Source organism: Rhodococcus sp. 4CII (assembly GCF_014256275.1).
In the GTDB taxonomy this organism is placed as follows: Bacteria; Actinomycetota; Actinomycetes; order Mycobacteriales; family Mycobacteriaceae; genus Rhodococcus_F; species Rhodococcus_F wratislaviensis_A.
On sequence record NZ_JACCFE010000005.1, the window covers coordinates 18673 to 44819 of the forward strand.

A 26147-nucleotide genomic window follows, 5' to 3' on the forward strand; every position below is an offset into this window, starting at 1 on the left:
GGCCGACAGGATGATGAGCGGGCATGCCGAAGTGGGGGACACCTGCCGGAGATGATCGACCACCGCCGAGGTGATCGAAGTCGACCACCGCGTGTGCGGCGCCGATGACAGTCTCCCCGCCCGCTCGCACAGGGTGGGAGATCGGCTAGTTCGGAGTCTGAGCCCCGCTGGCGCGCGCAGCGATCTCCCCGGCGCGGAGCGTAGCGGCAGGGTTACCCGCGATCACCCAGTTCGCCGGGTCGACCTCGATGACCTGACCCCGCACGAGAGAGCGCTGCGCGCCGAGGATGTCGACGATCAGATCCGTGAACCGCTCCGCGAGTTCCTGACGTTGTAGCGCGGGGCGTCCGGCGAGCACGATCGCCGTGAAGTACGGCGCCGGCGGTGCACCCGCTCCGACGACGGTCCCCGCGACGGCGACGTCGTCGGGGTGGTAACGGACCACAAAAGCCCGGACCCGTTCGATCGGGGAGTCCAGGACCTCGGCATAGCAGCAACTCGCGGCGGTGAGCAGTTCTCGGTGCTGCTCAGGCGTGTACGCGCCCTCGACGAGGTGGAAGTGGGCAACGGGCATGAGCTGCAGTACCTTTCGGACAGAGTTGATCAGGAGATTCCGCGCCGGGTTCCGGCATCGACATTGATCACCGACCCGTGCAGCACCGCGGCCTCGGGGGCGAGCAGCGTCTCGACGATCCAACCGATCTCTTCCAGGGTGGGCAGGCGGCCGAGGGTGGTCTTCGCGCGGTACCGCTCCCAGATCTGTTCCGGATCCCGTCCGGTTTCCGTGGCCTCGGTTTCGATGAAGGCACGGAGCCGTGGCGTGTCCACCGGTCCGGGCGCGATCGTATGTGTGGTGACGCCCCTGGGCCCGTACAACGCACTCAGCTGACGCATGAGGTTGAAGACCGCGGCGTTCGCCGTGCCGGGAGCAGCGTCGAGCGGGCCGGGTTCGAGACCGAGCGAACCGGCGATGGTGACGAAGCGGGAGCCGTCGACGAACTGGTCCCGGACGGCGTGCAACAGCCGCACGAGTCCGCCCACCTTGATGTTCACAGCCACGGCGAGGTCGCCGGGTGGGATGGTGTCGGCGGATCCCCGCACCGGCAGGCCGGCGGCGAACAGTGCCATCCGTACAGGCGAATCCAGCCGAGCAGAGATCGTTTCGATCGCACTGTCGTCGGCGATGTCGGCCACGCACGGGTTGATCAAGTCCTCCGCCGCAGCGAGTTTCTCGAGGTCCTCGGTGCTGCGGGCGACGGCGAGGACGCGCAGCCCGCGGCGGGCCAGTCGCAGCGTGATCTCGGTGCCCATCGCACCGGTCGCACCGACGACGACGCAAAGATCGGGTGTAGTCACGGCAGGGCTCTTCTCGGAGGAACAGACAAGCGGCCGGAGCGGAGGATTCCGCTCCGGCCGCATGGACGACAGGTGATCAGCTCCGCAGACGGATGGTGACCGCCCGCGGCTCGGTGAAGAATTCGCGGGAGTACTGCCCGCCCTCACGGCCGAGGCCACTGCTGCCTTCACCGCCGAACGGCAACCGAAGGTCGCGTTCGAAGAACGTGTTGATCCACACCGTGCCGGCCTTCCACCGTGCTGCCATGCGGTGGGCACGGTTGAGGTTGTCGGTGAACAGAATTCCCGCCAGACCGTACGGCGAGTCGTTGGCGATACGCAGGGCCTCGTCCTCGGTGTCGAAGCCGAGGACAGTCTCGACCGGACCGAAGATCTCCTCGCGCGCGGTGCGCGAGTCGTTGGTCAGGCCTGCGATCACCGTCGGGGGGTAGTAGAAGCCCTTGGCCCGAGCGTCGTCGGTGAGACGCGAACCGCCGGTGAGGATCTTTCCACCTTCGGACTCGGCCAGCTCGACGTAGCTGTGGACTTTTTCGAGGTGCTTCTGCTCGATGAGGGGGCCGACAAAGTTCGCCGGGTCCTTCGGGTCGCCCACGGTGAGTTTCTTCGCCTCGTCGGTGAACCGGTCGAGGAACTCGCCCATGATCGAATTCTGTACCAGCAGACGCGACCCGGACAGGCACACCTGCCCGTTTCCGCCGAAGATCGCCCGAATCGACATCGGCACAGCCACGTCGAGGTCGGCGTCGGCAAAAACAATGTTCGCGGACTTACCGCCCATTTCCGCGGACACCGGTGTGTGGTTGGGTGCGGCCGCCTGCAGAATCCTCACCCCGGTGGCGCTCGAACCGGTGAAGGTGATCCGATCGACACGTGGATCCGAGGTGAGCGGGCCTGCGACGGCCTCGCCGCCGAAGCCGTGAACCACGTTGAGCACGCCCTCGGGCAGGCCGGCTTCGAGGGCGAGTTGCGCGAACCGGTTGGCGGTCAGCGGTGTCTGGGGTGCGGGTTTGAGGACCGTGGTGTTGCCGAACGCCAACGCGGGTGCAATCTTCCACGTCGCGAGCATCAATGGTGCATTCCACGGACTGATCGCGGAGACGACACCGGCCGGCGGATACAGGGTGTAGGACAGCAGGTCGCCGTCCGGGTACGCCTCGTTGGCGGCCATCGCCACGTAGTCGGCGAAGAACCGAAGGTTGTGCGCGACTCGGGGGATCTCGGCGTGCTGTGCCTGGTTGATCCCCTTGCCACCGTCCCGGGTCTCGAGCAGGGACAGTTCCTCCCGGTGCTCGTCGACCTTGTCGGCGACGGCGTGCAGGATCTTCGCCCGTTCCTTCGGCGACATCCGCGGCCAGGGACCTTCGTCGAACGCCGAGCGCGCCGCGGTAATGGCGTCGGCGCCGTCGGCGGCGGTACCTCGGGCAACGTTGCCGAGAAGCGAGTCGTCGTGCGGGTCGCGGGTTTCGAACGTCGCACCGTCCGAGGCGGGACGCCAGTCACCACCGATAAGGTGTTTGACGTCGCTTGTTTCAGGTACTGCAGTCATGTCTTCTCCTGTGGGATCAGGTCGGGACGGCGTTGATTTCTCGACCTGCCGTGGGCGCAGCAATGCGCGGTGTCATATTCCGGCGCCTGTGACCTACGAGCCTACGACCCGTGTTTGCCATGGGCCATGTCACGAACCGGCCAGTGCCGGGGTCTCGTAGGTGCGGCCGGCCAGTTCGGAGGCGACGTCGATGATCATGTCTTCCTGACCACCGATGACCCCGCGGCGGCCCAGTTCCATGAGGATGTCGCGGGCCGGCACACCGAACTTCTTCGCAGCCCGCTTGGTGGGGTGGAAGAACGTGGAATACACACCGGCGTAGCCGAGGATCAGGGCGGTCTCGTCGACGATCTGCGGTTCCTTCATCAGTGGCGCCACGACGTGTTCGGCGGTGTCGATGAGGGGGAACAGGTCGACGCCGGTGTCCCAGCCCGCCCGCTCGAAGGCTGCGGCGAGGACCTCGGTCTGCGCGTTACCGGCGCTGGCACCGAGCCCGCGCAGGGACCCGTCGATGAAGGTCGCCCCGTTCTCGGCGGCGGTGAGCGCATTGGCGATCCCGACGCCGAGGTTGTTGTGGGCGTGGAACCCGATGTCCGCCGTGATCGACTGCCGCAGGGCAGCGACCCGGTCCCCGGCGTGCTGGGGAACCATGGCACCGGCGGAGTCGACGACGTAGACGACGTCGGCGCCGTAGGAGTCGAGTTTGGCGGCCTGCTCGGCCAGCGGCTCGGGCTCGAGCTTGTGGCTCATCATCAGGAACGTCATCACCGTCAGCCCCTGCTCCTTCGCCCATTCGACGGGTTGCTGCCCGCAGTCGGCCTCGGTGCAGTGCACCGCGATGCGGACGGTCTTGATGCCGGCGTCGATGGCCTTCTGCAGTTCGGCGAGCGTCGCGATGCCGGGCACGTAGAGGGCGGCGATGTCGGCGTTCTCGACGGCGTCGACGGCGGCGCGGACGTAGTCCGGGTCGGTGGCGGCGGCGAACCCGTACTGGATGGACGAGGCGCCGAGGCCGATGCCGTGCGCGACCTCGATGGTCGGCACTCCGGCCTTATCGAGCCCGCGGGCGATGTCGGCGACGTTCTGCGGGGTGAACTGGTGCGAAACGGAGGACATGCCGTCGCGCAGGGTGGTGTCGACGATCGTGACTTTCTTACTCACTGTGCTGCTCCCTGGACGAGGTTCTGCTGGGCCATGACGTCGGCGACCTGGACGGCGGCGGCGGTGATGATGTCGAGGTTGCCGGCGTAGGTGGGCAGGTAGTCGCCGGCGCCGACGACCTCGAGCATGACGGTGACCAGGTCGCCGTCGACGTCGACCAGGCGCAGCGAGTAGCCGGGGACGTACTGCTGGACCTTGGCGACCATGTCGATGACGGCCCGTTCGATGGCGGCCGGGTCGGGGTTGCGGACCTTGGCGTAGACGGTGTCGCGCATGTTCATCGGCGGTTCGGCCGGGTTGATCACCGAGATGGCCTTGGCGTGGTCGGCGCCGGCGACCTGGGCGAGGGCGCGGCCGGTCTTCTCACTGAATTCGCTGAGGTTCTGCCGGGTACCGGGGCCGGCGCTGTGCGAGGCGATGGCGGCGACGATCTCGCCGTAGGAGGCGTCGGCAACCTCGTTGATGGCGTAGAGGATCGGGATGGTGGCCTGGCCGGCGCAGCTGACCATGTTCACGTTGGGGGCGCTCAGGTGCGCGTCGAGGTTGACCGCGGGGACCACGTACGGGCCGACCGAGGCCGGAGTGAGGTCGATCGCGGTAATCCCGGCCTCGGCGTAGCGCGGTGCCGCGGCGGCGTGGATCTTCGCCGACGTCGCCTCGAACACGAAGTCCGGCAGTTCCGGCTGCGCGAGCAGCCAGTCGATCCCGCCGGCGGAGGCTTCGAGACCTTCCTGGCGGGCCCGGGCCAATCCCTCGCTGTCCGGGTCGATACCGATCATGTATCGAGGTTCGATCGTCTGCGACCGCAGCAGCTTGTACATCAAGTCTGTACCGATGTTGCCGGAGCCGATAATCGCGGCGCTCTTGCGACTCATTGTGTGCCTCTCGCTCATATCTGCCTATACGGACAGAACTTGGTGCGTGTAAACGCGGTGGCATACCGCGCATTGCGTTCTGCGCGCGTACTTCACCGAAGTCCTCCTCGAGGTAACCACTGAAACTCGGGCGCGGGCGTGCATGGTCGGAATAGCCGAACAGCACCCCTTCTCGAGCGGCGGTCGAGTCGGCTAAACGAGAGACCCGGCGAGAGCGAGCGGCGTCGGGCGTGAAATAGAGACCCAGCAGGCAGACATCGAGTATTCGATCGCGTTGCGCGTGAGGGACTCGAGGTGTGCGAGTTGTCGACCTGACCCGTGGAAGGGCCTTCATGAACGATGTTCGAGTGCGATCCAATCTGCGAGTCGCCGAAGTGGACGGTTTCGAGATCGCCGTCGATGTGTACCGCCCCGAGATCGACAATCCGCCGGCGGTGATCTACCTCCACGGCGGAGGGTGGCAGTTCGGTGACAAAAAGGACGGTGCCGACGAGCGTCTGTCCCGGCTGGCTTCGTACGGTATCGCCGTCGTCTCCGCGAACTATCGGCTTGCGCCCCACGGCTCGTACCCGAATCCCATTCACGACGTCAAGGCGGTCGTGCGGTGGTTACGTGCGCACGGAACACAGCTGGGGCTGTCCACCGACCGAATCGGGGCATGGGGAGCGTCAGCGGGTGCCTATCTGGCCACCATGGTCGGTCTGACCCACGAAGACGTGGAACTTGAAGGAGTTGTCGGCGACGACCTGGATCAGTCCAGCCGAGTCGACGCTGTCGTACACTGGTTCGGCCCGTCCGATCTCGCCGCCAACGCCGGACGAAGTTGGATCGAAAGTCACCTTCTGCCACCCCCATTCGAGAGCGCCCTGCTGGGGGAAGCTGAGGTCTCGTCACCTTCGGACGCATCCTGGAACGCCAGCCCGCTCAGCCGGGTAACGGCGCTTGCGCCGCCCTTCCTGATCGCGCACGGAGACCGCGACCGGATCACGCTGTCCGCACAGGGTCACGCGCTGCATGATGCGCTCGTCAGTACCGGTGCACGCTCGACCCTTCTCGTTCTTGGCGGTGCCGGGCACGAGGGCCCTGAGTTCGACCAGGCGGACCACCTCGGCATCACCGCGGCCTTTCTGACCTCCCACCTCCGCAGTTGAAAGCTCGCTCGCACACCGTGAGGTGATCAAGCAGGCGAGCGGGTACCGGCTACGCCGAGATGTGACATCACCTGGCCGACGCCATGGTGATTACACCAGCACCCTCGTTCGCGGTGGAGGGGCGTCGGGTTCACTCGGCACCGATTGTCGGCCTCGCCCAGGCATGTTTCGGTGCGGCCTCGACGGTGCCGACACGCCGGTCGGCACCGTCGGATCGTGGTCAGCCGGTGATCTCGCGTCCGAAGATCTGACGGGCGAGCACCCACTTCTGGACCTCGTTCGCGCCCTCGTAGATCTCGCCGATCTTGCTGTCACGGTAGAACGCCTCTACCGGCCCGTCGGTGTCGTCCGCGCCGAGGGACTGGGTGAATCCGAGCCCGCCGAAGGCCTGCACGGCATCGCGGGCCATGTCGACGGAGATCTCGGTCCCGCGCAGTTTGGCCATCGCGGCCTCCGGTTCGGGAAAGGCAATCCCGGAGTCGAGCCGCAGCGCCGCCTTGAGGTACAAGTCGCGAGCGGATTCGATCGCCGTCGCCCGGTCCGCCATCAGGAACTGCCAGTGCTGTTTGCTCGCCAGTGGTCCGCCGAATGCGTGTCGCCGAGCGAGGTGCTGAGCGGTGTGGTCGAATGCCGCCTGGGCCATTCCGACCCCGGCCGCGGCGATACCGATCCGGCCGTAGGTGAGGGTCTGCAACGCGATCTTGAGTCCGCCGCCCTCTTCGCCGAGCAGCGAGTCGGCGTCGAGGTGCACCTGGTCGAGGATGACGTCCGCGGTGATTTGTCCCTTGTTGCCGAGCTTGCGGTCCGGGGTGCCGATGGTGACGCCCGGAGTATCGGTGGGCACGATGAAGGTGCTGAGCCGATTGCCGGTGCGGGCGAGTACCACCACGAACGAGGCGACCGCGGAGTTGGTGATCCACCGCTTGCGGCCGTGCAGCACCCAGCCGGTGGCCGTCGGGGTGGCCTCGGTGGTGACGGCGGCCGGGGACAGGTCGCTCGAGGCACCGGGCTCACTGGTGGCGAACGATCCTACGATCTCACCGGCGACCACTGGGGCGAGCCAACGTTGCCGCTGCGCGCCGGTGCCCTGATTGACGGCGTTGCCGGCGAGGATGCAGTGCACGTCGAAGATCGCGGCGACGCTGTTGGAGTAGTACGCGAGTTCCTCGACCGCGACGGCGGTCGCGGTGGCGCGGTGGGTGAGGTCGTCGCCGCCGACGTCGCCGTCGAATGGGATCCGGAACACTCCGGCCGAGGCGAGCGAGTCGAAGGCGTCGCGGGGGAAGCCGTCGATTCGTTCGTCGCCGCGGGCGATGCGGCTCGCGATCGGGGCGATGGTGTCCGCGGCGATCCGTCGTACCCGCCGCCGAACCTGCTGGACTTCGGGTGGGGAGAGCAGGTCGTGGTAAAGCCGGTCGGCGATGCGCGGAGGATCGAAGATGTCGAGGTCGGTGTCAGCGTCGACGGCATGAATTGTGGTCACGGGGGCTCCCAGAGGAAAGACGGTGGTGTCTCTACTGGTCTACGGTTCCCGGCCGCCGCGGACAACGCAGTGTCGGCAATGCTGATCGACGCCCGTCCGTCGATCAGCATTGTCCAGCCACTCCGATCAGCGTGCCGCGCGCCGTTCGGCGATGGTCACATCACCGGCGGCCCAGTGCGTCTCCGGGACTTCGCGGACCACGACCCGAATGTTCTCCTTCGGCGCTTCGATCGCCCGGTGCGCGGCCTCGGTCAATTCGTGGATCAGTGACCGGATCTGCTCCGGGGAACGGCCCAGTCCGATGGTCACGTCGATGAACGGCATGCGGTTATCCTCCCGAAATGGTGATGGAGCCGAGCGAGGTGAAGTGGGCAGCGACGCGAGCACCCGGTTCGACCGCGACGGCGTCCGTCATTCCGCCGGTCAGCACGACCCATCCGGCTTCGATGGCGTGCCCCCGCTCGGCCAGCGTGTTGGCTGCGAACGCGAGTGCTTCGGCCGGGTGACCCTGCACCGCGGCGCCGGTCGCGGTGTCGACGATCTGTCCGTCGATCTCGAGCAAGCACGCCTCGAGGGCGAGGTCGAGATCCTCAGGTCGCCGCAGCACCGGTCCGGTAACGTACACGCCGGACGAGTTGTTATCTGCAACAGCGTCTTCGAGGGTGAACTTGAACCCGGCGTAGCGGCTGTCGATGATCTCGATCGCCCCGAATACATGATCGACCGCCGCCAACGCCTGGGCTGCGGTGACTCCGGGCCCGGCCAGCCGACGGCCCATTACGAACGCGATTTCCGGCTCCGCACGCGGGTGGATCAGACGGTTGCGGGGGACCGGGTCACCGGCGGGTAACGCCATGACATCGGTCAGCCAGGCCACGGAGGGAGCGTCGACTCCCATCTGCCGCTGCTTCGCCCGGGAGGTCAGCCCCAGCTTGATGCCGGTGACGATCTCGCCGCGGGCCTTGCGGGCGGCGAGGGCGATGTCCTGCGCCTCGTAGGCCACGGGCAATGTGAGGCCGGGCCACTCGGCGGACAGCGAGGTCCGTGAGGTGGTGGTGGCCTCGGCGTCGAGGAGGATGTCGGCGATGCGGCCGGCGCTCCAGCGCTGTTCGCTGGTCTGCTGGTTGCTGGTCACTGTTCTGCTCGCTCTCCGAGGATGGCGGACACACTGCCGAGTCCGCTCATGTTGGCCACGATGGAATCGCCCGGCGAAATGGGGAAGGCCTTGGTCATCGACCCCGGCAGCACCACGTGGCCGGGTTCGAGGGTCACCCCGAGCGGGCCGACGGTGTTGGCCAGCCACACCAGCGAATTCAGCGGGGAGCCGAGCACCGCGCCGCCGGCGCCGGTCGCCACCAGCTCACCGTTGATGTGCAGTGTGCAGCCGGTCAGGCGCAGATCGACGTCCCGCAGCAGCACCGGACGACTCCCGAGGACGACCCCACCGGAGGAGGCGTTGTCGGCGATGGTGTCGAAGATGCCGATCTTCCAGTCCCGGATCCGGGAGTCGACGATCTCGAGGGCGGGAAGGACGAACTCCACGGCACGGACGGCATCCGCGATGGTGACTCCCGGCCCGGTGAGTGGGCGGCCGAGGACGAACGCGGTCTCCGGCTCGATCCGCGGCTGTATGTAGGTCGCGGCCGGAATCGGCTGGTGCTCGAGGTGGAACATGCTCGCCGTCAGGTGGCCGAAGTCTGGCTGGTCCACCCCCATCTGCCGTTGGATCGCGGCGGACGCGAGCCCGACCTTGTGCCCCTTGACGGAGTCCCCGTCCTTCTCCCACTGCTCGACCTGCGCCTGCGCGATGCGATAGGCGGTCGACAATTCCGCCGGCGCGAACTCTGGAGTCAGCGGATCGATCGGCGTACCGCTGCGGTATGCCTCCAGCAGCCGCTGCGCGGCGCCTTGTACCTGGTCGGAAGACATGAAGACCTCGGGCTTTCCTCGGAAGCGCCCCGCGTCGCTGTCGCAGCTCCGCTGGGGATGTGGACCTGTTGCACTGAACTCCCACCCTCGGGCACTATGGGCCGTTATGCAAGACGATTGTGCCGATGAACGGCACAAACCCTCCGGGAAGACCGCCGCCGGCGACGCCGGCTCCATCGTCCGTGCTGTCGCCGTGCTCGATACCCTCGGCGCCGCCGACACCGCCCTCGGGGTCTCCGAGATCGCCCGCCGCTGCGGCCTGCCCAAGTCCAGCGTGCAGCGAATGCTCAAGGCGCTGCATGCGGTGAAACTGCTCGAGCGGGACGGCACCCGTTACCGGCTCGGGCTCAAACTGTTCGAACTCGGTCAGCACGTGCCCCGCCAACGCGACCTCCGCGAGGCGGCCCGCCCGTTCATGGCCGACCTGCAGGAGGCGACGGGCCACTCCGTCCACTTCGCGGTCCTCGACGATGACTGCGTGGTGTACCTCGAGGTGCTGCACAGCCCGAACTCCCCGCCGCTGCCGACCCGGATGGGTGGCCGGTGGCCCGCACACGGCACCGGCATCGGCAAGGCCATCCTCGCCTTCTCCGACCAGACCGTTGTCGAGCACATCCTTGCCACGGGCCTGCCCCGGCTCAGTGAACGGACCATCATCACCCCAGGGCTGTTCACCGCCGAACTGGCCCGAATCCGCGAGCGCGGAGTGGCGTATGACCTGGAGGAGTCGCGGGCCGGGGTCGCGTGTGTGGCGAGCCCGGTCTTCGGGCTCAGTGGTCAGGTCGTCGCCGGAATCTCGGTGTCCGGGTGGCACACTCGCATCAATCTCGACCATTCGGCCGCCGCCGTGCGGACCGCCGCCCTGAGTTTGTCGCGGTACCTGTCGATGCGGTCGGGCTGAGGTAGGTCAGCTCGCCGCCGCGACCGTCGGATCGTCGCGCTCGGTGCGCACCACGGGGTCCGTGGAGTTCGCGATCGCCCGGGAGATCTCGGCGCCGGCAGCGATAACCGCACTCTTGAACTCGGCCTGAGCCGGCACGAACCGGCTGGCCGGCACGCTCATGCTCACCGCCGCGACCACCAGACCCATCTCGTCCCGGACGGGGGCCGCGACACAGTGAACTTCCTGGACCGCCTCGCCGGCGTCGAAGGCGCACCCGGACCGCAGCACCGACCGCAACTCCTGTGCCAGGGAGGCCGGGTTGATGATCGTCGACGGGGTAAGTCGCCGCAGTGGCTTGTTGGTGATGTTGCGTTCGACTTCACCGGGGTCGCACTGAGCAAGAAGAACTTTGCCGACTGCGCTGCAGTGCGGTTCGAGGTGGGCACCGACCCGGGCCCCCGCGACGTTGATGACATGGTTGCCGAGCACCTTGTCGACGTAGAGCACCCGATACCGCTCCATGACAGCCAGGTGGGTGGTCTCGCCGTACTTGTGCGCCAGATCCTGCAGAATCGGGGAGGCGCAGGAGCGGACGTCGACGGTGCCCTTGAGGGTCTGACTCAGCTCCACCACCCGCCAGCCGATGCGGTAGCGACCGCGGTTACGGCACTGCAACAGACCGGTCTCGACCAGGGAGGACAGCAGTGCGTGTGCGCTCGAGCGTGGCACGTTGATGGCCTCGGCGACTTCGGACGCACCCCATTCGGGACGGGACACGGTGAACAAATCCAGCACGGGACCGATCTTCTGAACCGTTTGGAGAGGCGCCACAACATTTCCTTTCACTGTCACGACCGCATGGGGTGCCGTCGCATTCCGAGTATGTGTGGCAGCTCACATGCAGGTCCAACCGAATGTGCCGGTGACCGGCACATGCCGAGGGTTCTGCGTAAATCGGATGTGCTGGCGTCGCAAACTGGCCAGTTCAGCTCGCGAGTGCCGAATGTCGTCGCGTGGGTGCAGCGATCTTCCCTGCACCATGCCGGAACTCGAGCCACTCGAACGGGTCGACCGCGGACCAGGGTCCGCGGCAGTCGCCGAGTCGCTCGGCGACCCTGCGTGCCAGCATCCTCGGGGGCACCGCGTCTGCACCGCCTGAAACCCCCGGATGCTGCAACGGTCCGAGAACGAATTCGTGCGAGGTCGCCGAGACACATCCCGCTTCGTTCGCGATGAGTCCGGAGGAGTTCACTCGCAGCCCCGCCAGCACCGCTGGAAGCTCGCCGGTCGCGTTGACCACCAGCTGAGCCGGACGACATTGTGTGGCCCCGTCGAGGGCGCCGGCAAGTACCGCCTCCACGCAGGCGCGTCCTCGGATACCCACCAACTGGTCGTAGCTGCGTACGGTGATCGAGACTCCGTCCAAACGAGTAGGTAGGTCGTCGACCACGGTCCGCTGGTTACGCGAGGCGCCGCCGAGTACGAGGATGTCGCGGGCAGCGCCGCGCTCCGCTGCCCGGGCAAGACCTCGGACTGCGGCGCACGCCCGCTCACCCGAGCCGACCACCACGGCCTGCTCCCACACCATCAGCTGCGCAGCATCATCGGCGATATCACCGGCCCACACACTGCCGGGCAACTCGGCGCCGGAAATCGGCAACACACGCTCACGGAACGACTCGAACGCATACACCACGGCGTCATACCGGGCGATCAGATCACCCCGACTGATCGACATCACATCCGGAACGACGAGGGTGCGAACATCCGCGCGCGGCACGCCGTGGCACCGCAGGTCGGACTCGGCGAGGTTCGACACCAAAACGTCGACCGTCAACCCGCTCCCGCACCGATCGGCGAGGCTTTCGACGAAATCCCGTCCACCATAACCGCCGAGCACCGCCATGCGGCGGTACTCCGAGGGCGCCCGCCGCTGCGAACCGCTGCCGCTCATCAGAACTACCGAAGAGTGTTGCATGCCACACACTCTGTGCCGTCGCTCCGGAATCCCGGGCCCGGATTCGGCTATCCAGGACAACTGCGCCCAATCGCACCGGAAAAGCCGGCAAAGCCACTCGGGCGTGCCGATCACCGGACCACCTTCGTAGCGTGACCAGACTTACGACCTCGACCGCGCCGGAAAGGACCAGACAGTGGAAGCACACGACGTTCCGGATCGACTGATTCCGCCAACCTGGTCACCGGCCCAGGTGATCTGCACGACCTTCGCATCCGCCGCGGCAGCAGCGGGACTGCTCGGCACGGTCACGACCGGCCGACTGATCAGCCTCGGTCTGGTGGTGTTCAGCTTGCTCACCTTCGTAGTAGTGTCCGCCCGAATCCCCCCGCGACGGATTCTGGGGCCATACCTGGTGCTCAGCGGAACCACACTGCTCCAGCTCAGCCTTCTGTGCAGGTCGGATGTGTCCGCGTCGTTGTCGCACGACGGTCTTCTTTCTCCGGACTGTGCCTACGGCGTCGCCGGAACCGCCGCGGTTGTCCTCGGGTGCGCATACTGCCGCGTCGCCCTCTCTCGGCATCACCAGGCGTTTTTCGGCGCCAGCGAGGTCGGCGGTATCTAGAATGGGGTAGTCGCATCGCGAGGAGACCCCATGGGCAGGAGCTGGTCAGCCGGGGCGCGGCGCATCGACGAACCGGTCACGGCGCGCTGAGGGCCAGCCATGCCGGACGACCCCACCGACAACACCCAACGCCAGGTCGACGCGGACATCGTCGCGGAGCTGGCGGCCGAAGGCTTCGAGAACGCCAGCATCGCCGGCCGCGGCGGGTTCGGCATCGTGTATCGATGCAAGCAACCTGCGCTCGACCGGTTGGTTGCCGTCAAAGTGCTCAGCCCCGATCCGGACCACATGGATCGCGCACGTTTTCTGCGCGAGCAGCAGGCCATGGGGAGACTGTCCGGGCACCCGAACATCGTCCACGTCCTGCAAGCCGGAATCACCTACACCGGACGGCCCTACATCGTGATGCCGTTCCACCGCCGCGACTCCCTCGACTCCTGGATCACCCACCACGGCGCCTTGACGACCGCCGAGACACTGGCCGTCGGCGTCAAACTCGCCGGCGCCCTCGAAACCGCACACCGCGGGGGAGTGCTGCATCGCGACATCAAACCGGCCAACATCCTGCTGACCGAATACGCCGAGCCGCAATTGACCGACTTCGGCATCGCCCGCATCACCGGAGGTGAGGAGACCACCCGGGGCCTGGTCGCCGGATCCCCCGCCTATACCGCGCCGGAACTGCTCAGCGGCGCCGACGCGTCCACCGCCACCGACGTCTACGGACTCGGGGCGACACTGTTCACCGCACTCGCCGGCCGGCCGGCCTATGCCCGTCGCCGCGGGGAACAGGTCTTCGCCCAACTCCTGCGCATCGGCTCGGAGCCGTTGCCCGATCTTCGCGACGAGGGAGTTCCGAAGGCCGTGTGCGAGGTGATCGAGTCGGCCATGGCCCGGGACCCAGCCGAACGCCCCAGCACTGCTGTGGACCTGGGTGCCGCGCTGCGCGAGGCGGGCGAACACATCGGCCTCGCCATGGCGGACATCCCGCTTCCGCTCGTCGGTGACGACGACCGTCCCTTCCGACCCACGGACGAGATCAAGGTCGGTGTGTCGGACTATCTTCGATACCGACGCAGCAACGGGACGCGTCGAGATCTCCCCCCGCCACCGAGCGCTTCCACCAAATACCGCCCGCCGGTCACACCGGGGGCAGCGGTGGCGCGTACGCACCTGCTCGAGCGACTGCGCCGCAGCGGTCGTCCACGCCTGGTGCTCATTCACGCGCCCGCGGGATTCGGCAAGAGCACACTGGCCGCCCAACGCCTGGAGGCACTGCGGAGTGAGGGTGTGGCGACCGCCTGGCTGACGATCGACAATGACGACAACACGCTCATCTGGTTCCTCACTCACCTGATCGAGTCCATCGCCGTCGCGCAACCAGCCTTCGGTCGCGAACTCGTGCGCGAACTCGAACTCCACGGTGCCGGTCGTGAGCGGTACGTGCTCACCTCCTTGATCGACAAGCTGCACTCGGCCGATCAACACGTGGCCCTCGTCGTCGACGACTGGCACCGCGTGAGCAACGACGACACACGGGCGGCACTGGCGTTCCTACTCGAACACGGTTGCCACCACCTGCACCTGATCGTCACCAGCCGCACCCGGCTCGGTCTTCCGCTCAGCAGGATGAGTGTGCACAACGAACTCGTCGAAATAGATTCGGCAGCACTGCGGTTCGATGTTCGAGAGTCGACACAGCTACTTGTCGACCGGACCGGTCTTGATCTGGATGAACCCGATATCGTCGAACTCGAACAGTCGACCGATGGGTGGGCGGCGGCACTGCAACTGGTCTCGCTGGCACTGCGCGATCACCCGCACCCCCGCGAGCTGATCGACCACCTGTCCGGAGGGAACCGGGCCATCGGCGAGTACCTCGCCGAGAACGTGCTCGGCAGTCTCGATCGGCGCACCCTCGACTTCGTGCTTGCCACCTCGATCACCGAGAAGACCTGCGGCGGACTGGCGCGAGCACTCACCGGCGACCAGGACGGACAAGCCGCCCTCGAGGACGTCGAGGCACGTGATCTGTTCCTGCGCCGACTCGACGACGAGGGAGAATGGTTCCGTTATCACCACCTGTTCGCCGAGTTCCTGCAACGCCGCCTCGAGCGTGACGACCCCGATCGTGTGGTCGAACTCCATCGGAAAGCAGGCCGGTGGTTCGCGGGCCGGGAGCTTCTCAGCCAGGCGGTCGACCACTACCTCCTCGCCGGTGACGAGCACGACGCCGTCGGACTCGTCGAGGATGCGGCGATGGACCTACTGGAGCGGTCGCAGATGGGAACACTGCTCGGTCTCGCGGCGAAACTGCCGACCAAGGGCACCACCGACCGCCCGCGGCTGCAGATCGCACTCGCGTGGGCGCACGCGCTGCTGCATCACCCCCGCGACGCCGAGCAATTTCTCTCCGCAGCGGAGGCCGCACTGACCAGCGGAGGCGACGACAGCGCGGCTGCGGATATGCGCGTCGAGGCCGCGTTCATCCGGGCCACCGTCACCGTCTTCGACGACGAGGTCAACGGGCTCGACGAGGCCGTCGAGGGATGCATGGCGCGCGCGAGCACATTGCGACCCTGGGTGTTGTGCGGAGCCGCCGACGTCGCCTCGTTCCGTGCGATCTACCGTTTCGACTTCGACGAAGCTCGGCGATGGCAGACATGGGCGGTGCCCTACCATCGGCGCTCCAACGGTCCGTTCAGCGTCATCTACGGATACTGCATGGCCGGCATCGCCGCACGAGAACAACTCGATCTGCCGGCCGCGGAGGCGAGTTTCCGGCACGCCGTGGATCTGGCAGCCGACGAGGGTCTCGGCTACGGCACCCGGCTGACCGCAGCCCTACTAGGCGACCTACTGTACGACCAGGGACACCTCGCCGCCGCCGACGAGCTCCTCGACCGCAGTCACACCTTGGGTGCCGAGGGCGGCACCGTCGACTTCATGCTCGCCACCTATGGCACGGGAGCACGACTGAAGTACCTGCTCGGACAAAACGACGCGGCGAAGTCGCGTCTCGACGAGGGCGCCCGATTGGCACAACAACTGCGCCTGCCCCGACTGGCCGAGCGGATCGACAACGAACGCGTCCGAGCCGGGATCGGAAAGTCTGCGTCCCGCACCCCGGCCCTCGACCGCGAGAGGCGACACCACCGCAGCCGGGCCAACGGCATCGCAACCCTCACCTCGGAAATGGCGGAGGACTCGGCGATCCGGGGGGCACTGACCCCACACGCCGACGTGCTGGACCTGGGCCCCGTATACGACAGGGCGCACGCCCTCGTCGAGTCGATCGACCGACGAGCCCGCCCAAGGGCATTCCTCAACGCCGCCCTGCTACAGGTGGAAACCTTGGCCGCCGCGGGACAAGTGGACGCGGCGCGGTCGGAACTGCTGCCGCTCGCCGAGCAATGCGCGCGACTCGGGCTGATCCGGCCCTTGCTCGATGCCGGACCGGCAGTGAGCCGGTTGGCACGAAGTCTCCGGACACATCTCCAGGACCGCGCGGGCACCGTCGTGTCTCCCGAGTTGGACGAGTATCTCGCCGACCTGGAGAAACAGCCGACCTGACCGAACGGGTGGTCACTAGGACACGGGATTGGTCAACGCCTGCAGGGCATATGCCGAAATCGACAGAAGGGCGGTCCGGACCGAAGCGCGGCTTCGTGCGTCTACGTAGATGATCGGCACGGCGGCCGTGACCGCCAACGCCGCCCGGATGTCATCCAGGGCGTATCGCGGGGCCTCGTCGAACTCGTTGACCGCCACGAGAAAAGGAAGTCCACGAGATTCGAAATAGTCGACAGCGGCGAAACTGTCGTCGAGTCGGCGGGTGTCGATCAGAACTATCGCACCGATCGCTCCGCGCACGAGATCGTCCCACACGAACCAGAACCGGTGCTGGCCCGGTGTTCCGAACAAGTAGAGGATCAAATCCTCTGCCAGCGTGAGGCGCCCGAAATCCATCGCGACTGTGGTGGTGATCTTATGCGGGGTTGCGATGACGCTGTCGATCCCGGTACTCGTGTCGGTGACCATCGCCTCGGTCCGCAAGGGAACGATCTCGGACACCGATCCAACCAGTGTGGTCTTCCCGACGCCGAACCCGCCGGCGATGACGATCTTGGCCGAGGTGACACGCGCAGGTAAGGGATTCGGCCCACGAGTACCGGACGGAGGTAGCGCTGCCGTGATCATGACCGCGCTGCCGAACGGGGCATGGCCTCGACCTCGGACCCGACGCGTTCGACCAGGACCGCCATCTCGTAACCGACCTGTCCGATGTCACACTCCGCTGTGGTAAGGGCCGCCAGCTGCGAGCCATCCCCGACACTCATCAACAACAGATACCCGTACTGCATCTCGACGACCGACTGCAAGACACCACCGCCCTCGAACAGGGTCGACACGCCGGCCGAGAGACTCGCCAACCCTGACGTGACCGCCGCGAGCTGTTCGGCTCGGTCGAGTGGCAGGTGCTCGCTTGCGGCCATCAGCAGACCGTCGGCAGAGACCAGCACGGCGTGCGTCACGCGGGGGACGTCGCGGGCGAAGTTCGACACCAACCAACCCAGCGTGCCAGGACTTGTCACGAAGGTTCCTCCTGTTGTCGTCGGTCCCGCGGACCGGAACGAGGCGAAGTGCCCGCCCTGCCTGCGCGGACACCGCTTTGGTGTTGCGTGAGCCTGGCGCGGACCGTTTCGGGTGTGCGGACGCGCCTGGAACTGCGGTCCGGCTCGTCGACACCACCGGGGACCAGGCGTTGGCCCGGGACGCGTTGTGGCAGCCCGTGGCGGGTGACCCGCTCAGGGGCCTGCCGTGCGGACCGACGGGCAGCAGACCACCCGGTATCTGCTCGCGTGATCCACTGTTGCGGAACATCTCTGTCGGTCTTGGTGGGGTCGGTCCACCATGGGGGAGCGATACTGGCGAAGATCGGGGTCTGCGCTGTCCCGTCGTCGCGGGTCTCCTCGGCAACCACCCGAGGCTGGAAGAACGACGCCGTCCGAGTGGAGTCCAAACGATGTCGCGGCGCGTGTCCTTCGGCAGTCTTACTGGTCTCCGAGGTTGCCACGGATGGGGGTCGGGCTTGAGCATCGCCGGGACTGACGGTAGTGATCCCGGTGGCCCCGGGTCGGCGTTGGGGCAGAGCACCGGCTACCGGACTCGCCGGTGCGCCGACCCGATCGACCGCCAGGGGTGCCGGTTCCTGACGTGCCCGCTGTCGCTGGACGGCAACTAGTTCGACCTTGGGAGTAAGGGCGCGGGTCTCCGGTGACGTGCGTTCGGGTTGCTGACCAGAACCCGGGGGACGTCCGCCGTAGCTGTCCTGGACCTCGACGGTCTGTGCCGAGGTGAGCACATCACCGGAGATGTGGACCGACACGGTGATTCCCGCGTTGCGTGGCCGGTCGAGTGTGCGGCGGAAGGAAATAGTGATGTGGTGCCTCTTGCTGAGTTCGCTGACGACGAAAAGTCATGCGACGTGCAGTGTCCGGGGTGACCTAGGCCGCCGCGGCGACGCGGTCGTTGACTTCGTGCAGGTCGGTTGCGGACATGCCAATTCCGCGGTCCACGATCTCGATCACGACACCGCCGTCGATGGTGCGCGCGCAGGTCGTCATCACCGCAGTGTCCGGCGGCGAGAAGTGCAGCGAATTGTCTAACAACTCGGCCAGGATATGCACGAGATCCCTTCCCGCCGTGCCGGTCAATGTCACCGGTGGTATCGGGCCGACCTGAACGCGCTGATAGTCCTCCACCTCGGAAATAGACGCACGCACGGCGTCGCCCAGCAGTATTGGTGCCGGGCGGCTGCGCCGGTTATCGCTGCCCGCCAGGATCAGCAGGTTGTCGCCGTTGCGGCGCATCCGGGTGGCGAGGTGGTCGAGCCGGAACAGATTGTCGAGCCGCTTGGGGTCGCGCTCTTCGAACTCGAGTTGCTCGATCATCTCCAGCTGCAGATCGATCAGTGACCTGCTGCGCCGTGCAAGCGTTTCGAAGACGTTGTTCATCTGCAGCCGCAGCTGTGCCTGCTCGCCGGCAAGGAGCAGGGCCTGGCTGTGGATGTCATCGATGGCGCGAGCAAGCTGGCCGATCTCTTCCTGGGTGTGCACGTCGATGGGGTCGACTTCCAACGTGGACGCGGCCGCACCGGCTTTGACTCGTCCGACCGCCGTCGGCAGGTCTGTGTGCGCCACCTGCAGGGCATCGCGGCGAAGTCTGCGTAGTGGCTCGAGCAGGGATCGCGCGACTGCCACGGCGAGCAGAATCGCGGCGAGCAACAACGTCGTGACCACCGCCATGTCCCGCCACGCGCTGCCCCGCACCGCGTCCGACTTGGCCCCGACCACATCCCGCAAACCGGCGGACGCGGTAGCGACGGCGTTGGAGTAGTCATCGACGCTGGCGAACAGCGAATACTTGAGACCGGTCAGTGCCTGATCGACGCTCTCACGGCGAGTAGCGTTCTGCAGCAACGTAGTTCGGTCACTCACGCCTTTCCTGAGAGTCTCGATGGTCGGGTCACCGGGAGGATAGCGTTGCGCGACCTGGTCGAGCAACGCGGACTCGGTGCGCAGGTTGGCCAGAAAATTGGCGCTCACGGATTCGAGGGTCGCATCGGGTTCGCCGGTGAGAATTGCTGTCGATGCGACGACCGACAGGCCTTCAGCTGAGATCAGCTTCTGGGCCGCCCACAGATCCTCGAGACGCCCGGTCTCGACGACCAATTCGGGGTCGGCGATCGGCGTGGTGATCGCGGTCACCACGCTCGACAGACCGGAGCGAATGGACGCGAGTTGTTCGGTGAGTGCCCCCGTCGACGGGGGTCCTCCCTGCTTGGCCTGTGCACTCAACGCTCGCGCACCGGAGAGGGCGGTCGCAAGATGCGACGCCGTGCTGTCGTCGAGCCTGGCCGACGTATTCGCCCGTTCCACTTCCCCGATCGATGCGTCAAGGTTGTCGATCATCGACGCCGTGATCGCGCGTTGCGCCAGTGTTCCCATCACAACGGCCGCGTCCCCGTCCAAGTCGACGAGCAGGGGGAGCATCTGGACCCGGTCGACGACCGTCGTGAAGTGGGCGGCCGCCTCGAGGCCTTCCTGTACACGGAGAGCACCGAGCCCCGCCGCGACCAGGAGGGGAACGGTCAACACGACCGCCATCTTCCAGCGCAGCGGCCAGCCTGCGATACCTAATGTCGGCCGCTTCTCGTGAGTCCGACGGCAGCCGACAACCGCGGCGGTTGTGCGACTCATCGTGTGCCTCTCGGGTCATGCGCCCTCGAAGCGAGGGCGCGGCGGAGCGCCGAGGAGGCGCCCGAAACAGTGGCCGGACCGTCCTCGTCACGTGCCCGGGAGGCTATGACAGGGACGGGGAAGTGCAGGAGAGATGTCGGGATGTCCGCATTCCACCGACACATAGGCTGAAGCTGTTCGGGAAAACCGAAGAAGTTGACCGAACAACCGGTGTTTCGCTGAAACCACGGTGCAGTGCCACGTCGAGGGTCCGGGTTACCTCGCTCATTGCCCGAGAAGGGTCAAACTGCTCCGCACGTAGGTGGTGGAGCCCAGCCGTCTCATCGTGTGTGAGTTCGACTTCGATGATTGCGTCGACGCCCCGGCGACCCAATCTGCTCGGAACTCCGGCATAGAGGCCTCTGAGCCCGTACTCCCCGTCAAGGCGCACGACCGCCGGGAAGACCTGCTTGCGGTCGAGTGTGATGGCGTCAACCATAGCTGCCGCTGCCATCGCCGGCGCGAAGGACGGTGTTTCCCGGCCGAGGAGCTCGGTGATCTCGACACCAGCGCGCTGCGCTCGCCGAATGATCTCGGCGAGACGGGCGGGGGCATCAGAGTCTGAACAGGGATACCCCGGATGGTGGTCCGTCCGATCAGGGCTACCGCCGTATCCCCGTGCCCCCCGATGACGGTCGTTTCGACCTCGTCTACAGAGGCAGCCAACTCCTCGGCGAGGGACAGGGTGAGACGGGCGGTATCGAGGACGCCCGCCATTCCGAGCACTCGGTGTCGTTCGAAACCGCTACCGTCATGAGCGGCCGCACACATCGCCTCCACGGGGTTGGTCACCACCACGATGACCGCATCGGTGATGTCAACGCAACACGGTGTGCCGCGTGCGCGACTCGCGCACGATTCGCTTCGAACTGATCGTGCCGAGAGGCCCCAGGCCGGAACGGGATACTGGTGGTCACCACCACCACCGACCCCGCGCTGTCGTCATACGAATCGATCGCGGAGTATCGGCCCTGCCTGCCGAATATCAATTGCGCGGCCGGCCGCCAGTCCGGCAGTCTCGGACAGAAGACGGACTTCGGTGTCTCCTCGACGGGCCAATTCGGCGGCGACCAGTGTTCCGACTTTCCCGGCGCCGACAATCGTCACCCGTGGGCGCTGTGTCTCGCATGGTGTGGTGGGCACAGCTCAGCTCGTCTCGACAACCGACTCCGGCCCCAGATCGGCGACGGACCGGTGCCCCGACAATGCGAGCGCGAGGTCGACTTCTTCCAGCATCTGCCGCATCAGGTGTGTCACCGCGGGTTCACCTCGCCGTCGGTTGACCCCATCCGAGCTTCGCGAGCAGTCGAAACGTCGCAGCGAGTTCGAGTTGCGCTTGCCACTCGTCGGCGGGAATGCGCTCGGGCGCGGCGGTGGGGGACAGGACGGTGGTCATCGAATCTCCTCCATCCGGCGACCAATCCGCAGTCCAGTGTGACGCGCTCCTCAGTCGTGGAAAAGGACGGAATATGGCAGGTATTCCGCGAAGAAATCGAATTTATCGGCCTGTATCCACTGGACGACAACAATCCCTGGACCGCCACCGCATTCACAGGCGGTCGTCACGCGCCATTCTGAACCAACGGGCAAGAGACACCGTCGAGCTGTCCAAGTCTACGAAGTCCGGCGACCCTTCCTTCGCGCTCACGATGGTCTGCAACTCCACAGCCTGAGCCTTGCCGAGCTCAACACCCCACTGGTCGAATGAGTTGATGCCGCACACTGCGCCTTCGACGAAGGTTTGGTGCTCGTACAGGGCGATCAGTTGCCCGAGGATCGAGGGAGTGAGCTTGGGCGCCAGGACGGTCGTCGACGGCCGGTTCCCGGGCATCACCTTGTGCGGAATCAAAGAGTCGGGGACACCATCAGCGGTGATCTCGTCGGTGGTGCGGCCGAACGCGAGGACCCGCCGCTGCGCGAGAAGGTTGCTGATCAGGCTGTCGTGCATGCCGCCCCAGCCGGCGATCGTGGGCAGGTCCTCGGTGGGTTCGGCGAAGCCGAGAAAATCTACCGGTATGAGCCGGGTGCCCTGGTGGAGCAACTGGTAGAACGCATGTTGCCCGTTGGTGCCCGGTTCGCCCCACCAGATGGAACCGGTCGCGGTATCGACCGCAGCCCCGTTCAGCTGCACGGTCTTGCCGTTGGACTCCATGGTCAGCTGCTGCAGATAGGCCGGAAAACGGTTGAGGTCATTCGAGTACGGCAGCACCGCACGGGTTTCGGCGCCGAAGAAATTCGAGTACCAGACGCCGAGGAGCCCGAGCAGCACCGGGGCGTTCACCTCCACCGGGGTCTCGGCGAAATGCCGGTCCATGGTGTGCATCCCGGCGAGGAACTGGGCGAATGCGTCCCTTCCGATCGCGGCCATCACCGACAGCCCGATCGCGGAGCCGACGGAGTAGCGGCCGCCGACCCAGTCCCAGAACTCGAACATGTTGTCGGGGTCGATGCCGAATTCCGCGACCTTCGCGGCGTTGGTGGATACGGCGACGAAGTGCCGGGCGACCGCATCGGCACCGAGTGCGGTGGTCAGCCACCGCCGGGCGGCGGTGGCGTTGGTGAGGGTTTCGATGGTGGTGAACGTTTTCGACGACACGACGAACAGCGTGGTCGCCGGGTCGAGATCGGTGAGGGTGGCGACGAGGTCGGTGGGGTCGACGTTCGAGACGAACTGGACACTGATGCCGGCGTCGGTGTAGTGACGCAGTGCCCGGTACACCATGCGCGGCCCGAGGTCGGAGCCGCCGATGCCGATGTTCACGACCGTGGTGATGCGTTCACCGGTGGCCCCGCGCCACTGGCCGCTGCGAATGCGGTCGGTGAACTCTCCCATCCGGTCGAGCACCCGGTGCACGTCGGCGACGACGTCGCGCCCATCCACCGTGAGCGCGGCATCGGCGGGTAGGCGCAGCGCGGTGTGCAGGACCGCCCGGTTCTCGGTGATGTTGACGCGGTCTCCACGCAGCATGCGGTCGCGGTGTTCTTCCAGGCCCGTTGCGCGGGCGAGGTCGGTCAGCAACCCGAGGGTGGTTCGGTCGATGCGGTGCATGCTGTAGTCGATGTAGAGGTCACCGGCGGTGACGGTGAAATCGCGGCCACGATCGGGGTCGGTGTCGAACAGCTCCCGCAGGTGCAGGTCGGCCACGTCGGCGTGATGGGCTTGGAGCTTCTGCCACTCCGGAGAACGGGTGACGTCAGGTTGGGTCGAGGTCGTCACGGTTCAGGCGACCCCGGCGGTCTCGGCCGGTCGGACGGCGTGCCCGCCGAACTGATTACGCAGCGCCGACACCGCTTTCATGGCCGGGGAGTCGTCTTGGCGGGAGGCGAACCGGGCGAACAGTGCGGCGGAGATCACCGGTGCGGGGACGGCGTGGGCGATGGCTTCTTCGACCGTCCACCGCCCTTCGCCGGAATCTTCGGTGTAGCCGGAGATTCCGGCCAGGCCGGGATCCTCGGACAGGGCCTGCACCAACAGGTCGAGCAACCAGGACCGCACCACGGTGCCCTTCGACCAGGCACGCAGGACCGCGGGCACGTCGACGATGGAGTCCTCGGCGGCGAGCAGCTCGTAGCCCTCGGCGTAGGCCTGCATCAACCCGTACTCGATGCCGTTGTGCACCATCTTCGCGTAGTGTCCGGCGCCGACCGGGCCGGCGTGGACGAAGGAGTCCTCACGGTCACCGTCCGGCCGCAGCGCGTCGAAGACCGGCATCAGCCGGTCGATGTCGGCGGCGTCGCCGCCGGCCATCAGCGCGTAGCCGTTCTGCCGTCCCCACACGCCGCCGGAGACGCCGCAGTCGAGGTAGCGGATGCCGTGTTCGGCGAGGATGTCCGCGTTCACTTTGTCGTCGGTGAATCGGGAGTTGCCGCCGTCCACGACGAGGTCACCGGGTGCGAGCAGCCGCGAAAGCTGCCCGATCACCTGACGGGTCGGGGCTCCGGCGGGCACCATCACCCACACCGCCCGTGGGGTGGGCAGCGCCTCGACCAACGCTTCGAGGCTGTCGGCATCGGTGTCGGCGGCGTGAGGGTCGTATCCGATCGCCTCGAGTCCGCGTTCACGCAGCCGTTCGCGCATGTTCAGCCCCATTTTGCCCAAACCGACCAGTCCCAGTTTCATCGTCACCGTTCCGCTTTCGATTCTCGAGTGCCTTGCCGAGGTCTATGTCTACGGGGGTTTCGGGGCCACCTCACCTGACCGGACGGGCAGCCGAGACTGACCGCTCGGCCAAGTGCATTCCGGCTCCCCGCCTTCGACACTGGTATCCGACGCATTGTCTGAATGCGCCTGTGGTGGAGCGAAAGACGGAGCAGCAGAAGTGACCGTGTCTGAAGTGCAGGAGCGGAATCCGCTGGCAGGCGGACCTGGCGGTGTAGTCGGCGCCGAGTTGACCGACTACACCACGCTGGTCGCCGAGCCGGCATCGATGGTGATCTTCGGGATCACCGGTGATCTCTCGCGCAAGAAACTGATCCCGGCGATTTACGATCTCGCGCACAGTGGTCAACTGCCGCCGGACTTCGATCTCGTCGGCTTCGCCCGCGACAGCACCGACGCCGACACTCGGCTGCGCGAGGCGGTGATCGCGCACGCGCGCACCCCCTTCGACCCGGTGGTGTGGGCGGAGCTCGCCGAGCGGATCCACCTCGTGCAGGGGTCGTTCGACGACACGGCCGCGTTCGCCCGGCTTTCCGCGCGGCTGGCCGAGCTCGACGTCCGCCGCGGCAAACCGGGCAACTACGTCTTCTACCTGTCCATCCCGCCCTTGGCATTCGCCACGGTCTGCGACCAGCTCGCGATCACCGGCCTGAACCGGAATGCGCACGGGTGGCGCCGGGTGGTGGTGGAGAAGCCGTTCGGGCACGATCTCGCCAGCTCCCAGGCCCTCGGTGTCGCGCTGGAACGAGTGTTTCCGCCGTCCTCGATCTACCGCATCGATCACTACCTGGGGAAGGAGACGGTGCAGAACATCCTCGCGCTGCGGTTCGCGAACGGAATGTTCGAGCCACTGTGGAACAACCGGCATATCGACCACGTGCAGATCACCATGGCCGAGAGCGTCGGCGTGACCGGACGCGCCGGGTACTACGACGGCGTCGGCGCCGCCCGCGACGTCATCCAGAATCACCTGCTGCAACTATTGGCGTTGATCGCGATGGAAGAACCCGTCGGATTCGACGCCGACAGCATCGCCGCCGAGAAGATCAAGGTCCTCTCCGCCGCCGAACTCCTCGGACCGCTCGCGGAGACATCGGCCCGCGGCCAATACGGTGCCGGAGTAGAGAACGGTGTTCCCGTACCAGGATTGGCCGACGAGACAGGATTCCCCGCCGACTCGGCCACCGAGACCTTCGCGGCCCTGACAGTCGGCATCGCGACCCGCCGGTGGGCCGGCGTGCCGTTCTTCATCCGCACCGGCAAACGCCTCGCACGGCGCACCACCGAGATCGCGGTAACGTTCACACCCCCCGCCCACGGCTCACCCGCTGCCCGAGCCGCGGCGGTCTCGAACGTGCTCGTCTTCCGGGTCCAGCCGGACGACGGAATCGAACTGCACATCGGCGCCAAACGTCCCGGCGGCGGCATGCACATTCAGCCGGTCAGCCTCGGGATGGACTTCCGGTCGGTGTTCGACCCGGCGCCGGAGGCCTACGAGCGGCTGATCTGTGACGTGCTCCGCGGGGACGCCACCCTATTCCCTCGCCGTGAGGAGGTCGAATGGTCCTGGCGGGTCATCGATCCTCTCCTCGAGCACTGGGCAGCCACCGGTCGCCCGGACACCTATCCGTCCGGCGCGTCCGGCCCGGAATCTGCGGAACAGATCCTCAGCCGGACCGGCCGGACGTGGCGCCCGCTCTGACCCGACCGGGCGGGTAGAT

22 protein-coding genes and 2 pseudogenes are annotated in these 26147 nt (G+C 66.7%); 5 read left to right on the top strand and 19 right to left on the bottom strand.

The genetic code is table 11. The features are described from left to right. Nucleotides 1-145: 145 nt before the first annotated feature. From H0B43_RS39695 to H0B43_RS39715, 5 genes are all read right to left on the bottom strand, one after another. Nucleotides 146-574: a tautomerase family protein gene (locus H0B43_RS39695; RefSeq protein ID WP_185730498.1), complete on the bottom strand. Its 429-nt coding sequence runs from the start codon at nucleotides 572-574 to the stop codon at nucleotides 146-148. Between the two features lie 29 nt (nucleotides 575-603). After that, nucleotides 604-1356 (bottom strand): SDR family NAD(P)-dependent oxidoreductase, encoded by a 753-nt coding sequence (locus H0B43_RS39700; RefSeq protein ID WP_185730499.1) that lies wholly within the window; start codon nucleotides 1354-1356, stop codon nucleotides 604-606. 76 nt (nucleotides 1357-1432) lie between these two features. After that, a complete protein-coding gene (locus H0B43_RS39705; protein WP_185730500.1) occupies nucleotides 1433-2902 on the bottom strand; it encodes an aldehyde dehydrogenase in 1470 nt (489 codons plus the stop codon). Between the two features lie 129 nt (nucleotides 2903-3031). After that, on the bottom strand, nucleotides 3032-4063 hold the full coding sequence (dmpG, locus tag H0B43_RS39710; RefSeq protein ID WP_185730501.1) for a 4-hydroxy-2-oxovalerate aldolase: 1032 nt from the start codon (nucleotides 4061-4063) through the stop codon (nucleotides 3032-3034). Continuing rightward, nucleotides 4060-4938 (bottom strand): acetaldehyde dehydrogenase (acetylating), encoded by an 879-nt coding sequence (locus tag H0B43_RS39715; RefSeq protein WP_185730502.1) that lies wholly within the window; start codon nucleotides 4936-4938, stop codon nucleotides 4060-4062. The genes dmpG and H0B43_RS39715 overlap by 4 nt, the downstream gene beginning before the upstream one ends. A 332-nt stretch (nucleotides 4939-5270) precedes the next feature. Between H0B43_RS39715 and H0B43_RS39720 the strand changes: the two genes are divergently transcribed. Further along, nucleotides 5271-6089, top strand: coding sequence for an alpha/beta hydrolase (locus H0B43_RS39720; protein WP_185730503.1), 819 nt, complete (start codon nucleotides 5271-5273; stop codon nucleotides 6087-6089). 220 nt (nucleotides 6090-6309) lie between these two features. Here H0B43_RS39720 and H0B43_RS39725 read toward each other — a convergent pair whose 3' ends face one another. The 4 genes from H0B43_RS39725 to H0B43_RS39740 all read right to left on the bottom strand — a co-directional run bounded on the left by H0B43_RS39725 (nucleotide 6310) and on the right by H0B43_RS39740 (nucleotide 9501). Beyond that, nucleotides 6310-7572: an acyl-CoA dehydrogenase family protein gene (locus H0B43_RS39725; RefSeq protein WP_185730504.1), complete on the bottom strand. Its 1263-nt coding sequence runs from the start codon at nucleotides 7570-7572 to the stop codon at nucleotides 6310-6312. 126 nt (nucleotides 7573-7698) lie between these two features. Further along, nucleotides 7699-7896 carry a tautomerase family protein gene (locus H0B43_RS39730; protein ID WP_015889164.1) on the bottom strand — a complete coding sequence of 66 codons (198 nt, stop codon included), beginning with the start codon at nucleotides 7894-7896 and terminating at the stop codon, nucleotides 7699-7701. A 4-nt stretch (nucleotides 7897-7900) separates the two neighbouring features. Continuing rightward, nucleotides 7901-8707: a 2-keto-4-pentenoate hydratase gene (locus H0B43_RS39735; protein WP_185730505.1), complete on the bottom strand. Its 807-nt coding sequence runs from the start codon at nucleotides 8705-8707 to the stop codon at nucleotides 7901-7903. Beyond that, complete coding sequence (locus tag H0B43_RS39740) at nucleotides 8704-9501, bottom strand: 2-keto-4-pentenoate hydratase (RefSeq protein WP_185730506.1); 798 nt, start codon at nucleotides 9499-9501, stop codon at nucleotides 8704-8706. Before H0B43_RS39740 ends, H0B43_RS39735 begins: the two co-directional genes overlap by 4 nt. A gap of 106 nt (nucleotides 9502-9607) precedes the next feature. On the opposite strand from H0B43_RS39740, the gene H0B43_RS39745 reads away from it, so the two are divergent. Then, complete coding sequence (locus tag H0B43_RS39745; RefSeq protein ID WP_185730507.1) at nucleotides 9608-10402, top strand: IclR family transcriptional regulator; 795 nt, start codon at nucleotides 9608-9610, stop codon at nucleotides 10400-10402. Between the two features lie 6 nt (nucleotides 10403-10408). Here the strand turns inward: H0B43_RS39745 and H0B43_RS39750 are convergent, their stop codons facing one another. Then, nucleotides 10409-11215, bottom strand: a complete 807-nt coding sequence (locus H0B43_RS39750; protein ID WP_095869890.1) for an IclR family transcriptional regulator — start codon at nucleotides 11213-11215, stop codon at nucleotides 10409-10411. A gap of 154 nt (nucleotides 11216-11369) precedes the next feature. Next, complete coding sequence (locus H0B43_RS39755) at nucleotides 11370-12362, bottom strand: hypothetical protein (RefSeq protein WP_185730508.1); 993 nt, start codon at nucleotides 12360-12362, stop codon at nucleotides 11370-11372. 175 nt (nucleotides 12363-12537) lie between these two features. On the opposite strand from H0B43_RS39755, the gene H0B43_RS39760 reads away from it, so the two are divergent. Further along, the gene (locus tag H0B43_RS39760; RefSeq protein ID WP_185730509.1) at nucleotides 12538-12966 is read left to right on the top strand and encodes a hypothetical protein; all 429 of its coding nucleotides are present in this window, start codon (nucleotides 12538-12540) and stop codon (nucleotides 12964-12966) included. A 99-nt stretch (nucleotides 12967-13065) separates the two neighbouring features. Continuing rightward, nucleotides 13066-16539, top strand: coding sequence for a serine/threonine-protein kinase (locus tag H0B43_RS39765; protein ID WP_185730510.1), 3474 nt, complete (start codon nucleotides 13066-13068; stop codon nucleotides 16537-16539). Between the two features lie 15 nt (nucleotides 16540-16554). On the opposite strand, the gene H0B43_RS39770 is transcribed toward H0B43_RS39765, so the two are convergent. The 8 genes and pseudogenes from H0B43_RS39770 to gnd all read right to left on the bottom strand — a co-directional run bounded on the left by H0B43_RS39770 (nucleotide 16555) and on the right by gnd (nucleotide 24387). Then, nucleotides 16555-17166, bottom strand: coding sequence for an ATP/GTP-binding protein (locus tag H0B43_RS39770; protein WP_185730511.1), 612 nt, complete (start codon nucleotides 17164-17166; stop codon nucleotides 16555-16557). After that, nucleotides 17163-17561 (bottom strand): roadblock/LC7 domain-containing protein, encoded by a 399-nt coding sequence (locus H0B43_RS39775; RefSeq protein WP_312034143.1) that lies wholly within the window; start codon nucleotides 17559-17561, stop codon nucleotides 17163-17165. Before H0B43_RS39775 ends, H0B43_RS39770 begins: the two co-directional genes overlap by 4 nt. Nucleotides 17562-18473: 912 nt before the next feature. After that, nucleotides 18474-20228, bottom strand: coding sequence for a sensor histidine kinase KdpD (locus H0B43_RS39780; protein ID WP_252190383.1), 1755 nt, complete (start codon nucleotides 20226-20228; stop codon nucleotides 18474-18476). A gap of 103 nt (nucleotides 20229-20331) precedes the next feature. Beyond that, a pseudogene (locus H0B43_RS43405) lies at nucleotides 20332-20805 on the bottom strand (hypothetical protein); the annotation flags it as partial. Nucleotides 20806-20831: 26 nt separating this feature from the next. Then, nucleotides 20832-21038 (bottom strand): annotated as a pseudogene (locus H0B43_RS43410) (hypothetical protein); the annotation flags it as partial. 493 nt (nucleotides 21039-21531) lie between these two features. Continuing rightward, nucleotides 21532-21663, bottom strand: a complete 132-nt coding sequence (locus H0B43_RS42725) for a hypothetical protein (protein WP_282555526.1) — start codon at nucleotides 21661-21663, stop codon at nucleotides 21532-21534. A gap of 153 nt (nucleotides 21664-21816) precedes the next feature. Beyond that, nucleotides 21817-23484, bottom strand: coding sequence for a glucose-6-phosphate isomerase (gene pgi / locus H0B43_RS39790; RefSeq protein WP_185730512.1), 1668 nt, complete (start codon nucleotides 23482-23484; stop codon nucleotides 21817-21819). A gap of 3 nt (nucleotides 23485-23487) precedes the next feature. Then, nucleotides 23488-24387: a phosphogluconate dehydrogenase (NAD(+)-dependent, decarboxylating) gene (gene gnd / locus H0B43_RS39795; protein ID WP_185730608.1), complete on the bottom strand. Its 900-nt coding sequence runs from the start codon at nucleotides 24385-24387 to the stop codon at nucleotides 23488-23490. Nucleotides 24388-24586: 199 nt separating this feature from the next. Here gnd and zwf point away from each other — a divergent pair, with 199 nt between their 5' ends. Continuing rightward, nucleotides 24587-26128, top strand: coding sequence for a glucose-6-phosphate dehydrogenase (zwf, locus tag H0B43_RS39800; protein ID WP_185730513.1), 1542 nt, complete (start codon nucleotides 24587-24589; stop codon nucleotides 26126-26128). Nucleotides 26129-26147: the final 19 nt, after the last annotated feature.

Coding starts and splice junctions, on each gene's coding strand:
- H0B43_RS39695 (WP_185730498.1), bottom strand. CDS start 574: ATGCCCGTTGCCCACTTCCACCTCGTCGAGGGCGCGTACACGCCTGAG.
- H0B43_RS39705 (WP_185730500.1), bottom strand. CDS start 2,902: ATGACTGCAGTACCTGAAACAAGCGACGTCAAACACCTTATCGGTGGT.
- H0B43_RS39715 (WP_185730502.1), bottom strand. CDS start 4,938: ATGAGTCGCAAGAGCGCCGCGATTATCGGCTCCGGCAACATCGGTACA.
- H0B43_RS39720 (WP_185730503.1), top strand. CDS start 5,271: ATGAACGATGTTCGAGTGCGATCCAATCTGCGAGTCGCCGAAGTGGAC.
- H0B43_RS39730 (WP_015889164.1), bottom strand. CDS start 7,896: ATGCCGTTCATCGACGTGACCATCGGACTGGGCCGTTCCCCGGAGCAG.
- H0B43_RS39740 (WP_185730506.1), bottom strand. CDS start 9,501: ATGTCTTCCGACCAGGTACAAGGCGCCGCGCAGCGGCTGCTGGAGGCA.
- H0B43_RS39745 (WP_185730507.1), top strand. CDS start 9,608: ATGCAAGACGATTGTGCCGATGAACGGCACAAACCCTCCGGGAAGACC.
- H0B43_RS39755 (WP_185730508.1), bottom strand. CDS start 12,362: ATGCAACACTCTTCGGTAGTTCTGATGAGCGGCAGCGGTTCGCAGCGG.
- H0B43_RS39765 (WP_185730510.1), top strand. CDS start 13,066: ATGCCGGACGACCCCACCGACAACACCCAACGCCAGGTCGACGCGGAC.
- H0B43_RS39770 (WP_185730511.1), bottom strand. CDS start 17,166: ATGATCACGGCAGCGCTACCTCCGTCCGGTACTCGTGGGCCGAATCCC.
- H0B43_RS39780 (WP_252190383.1), bottom strand. CDS start 20,228: ATGAGTCGCACAACCGCCGCGGTTGTCGGCTGCCGTCGGACTCACGAG.
- H0B43_RS42725 (WP_282555526.1), bottom strand. CDS start 21,663: ATGACCACCGTCCTGTCCCCCACCGCCGCGCCCGAGCGCATTCCCGCC.
- gnd (WP_185730608.1), bottom strand. CDS start 24,387: ATGAAACTGGGACTGGTCGGTTTGGGCAAAATGGGGCTGAACATGCGC.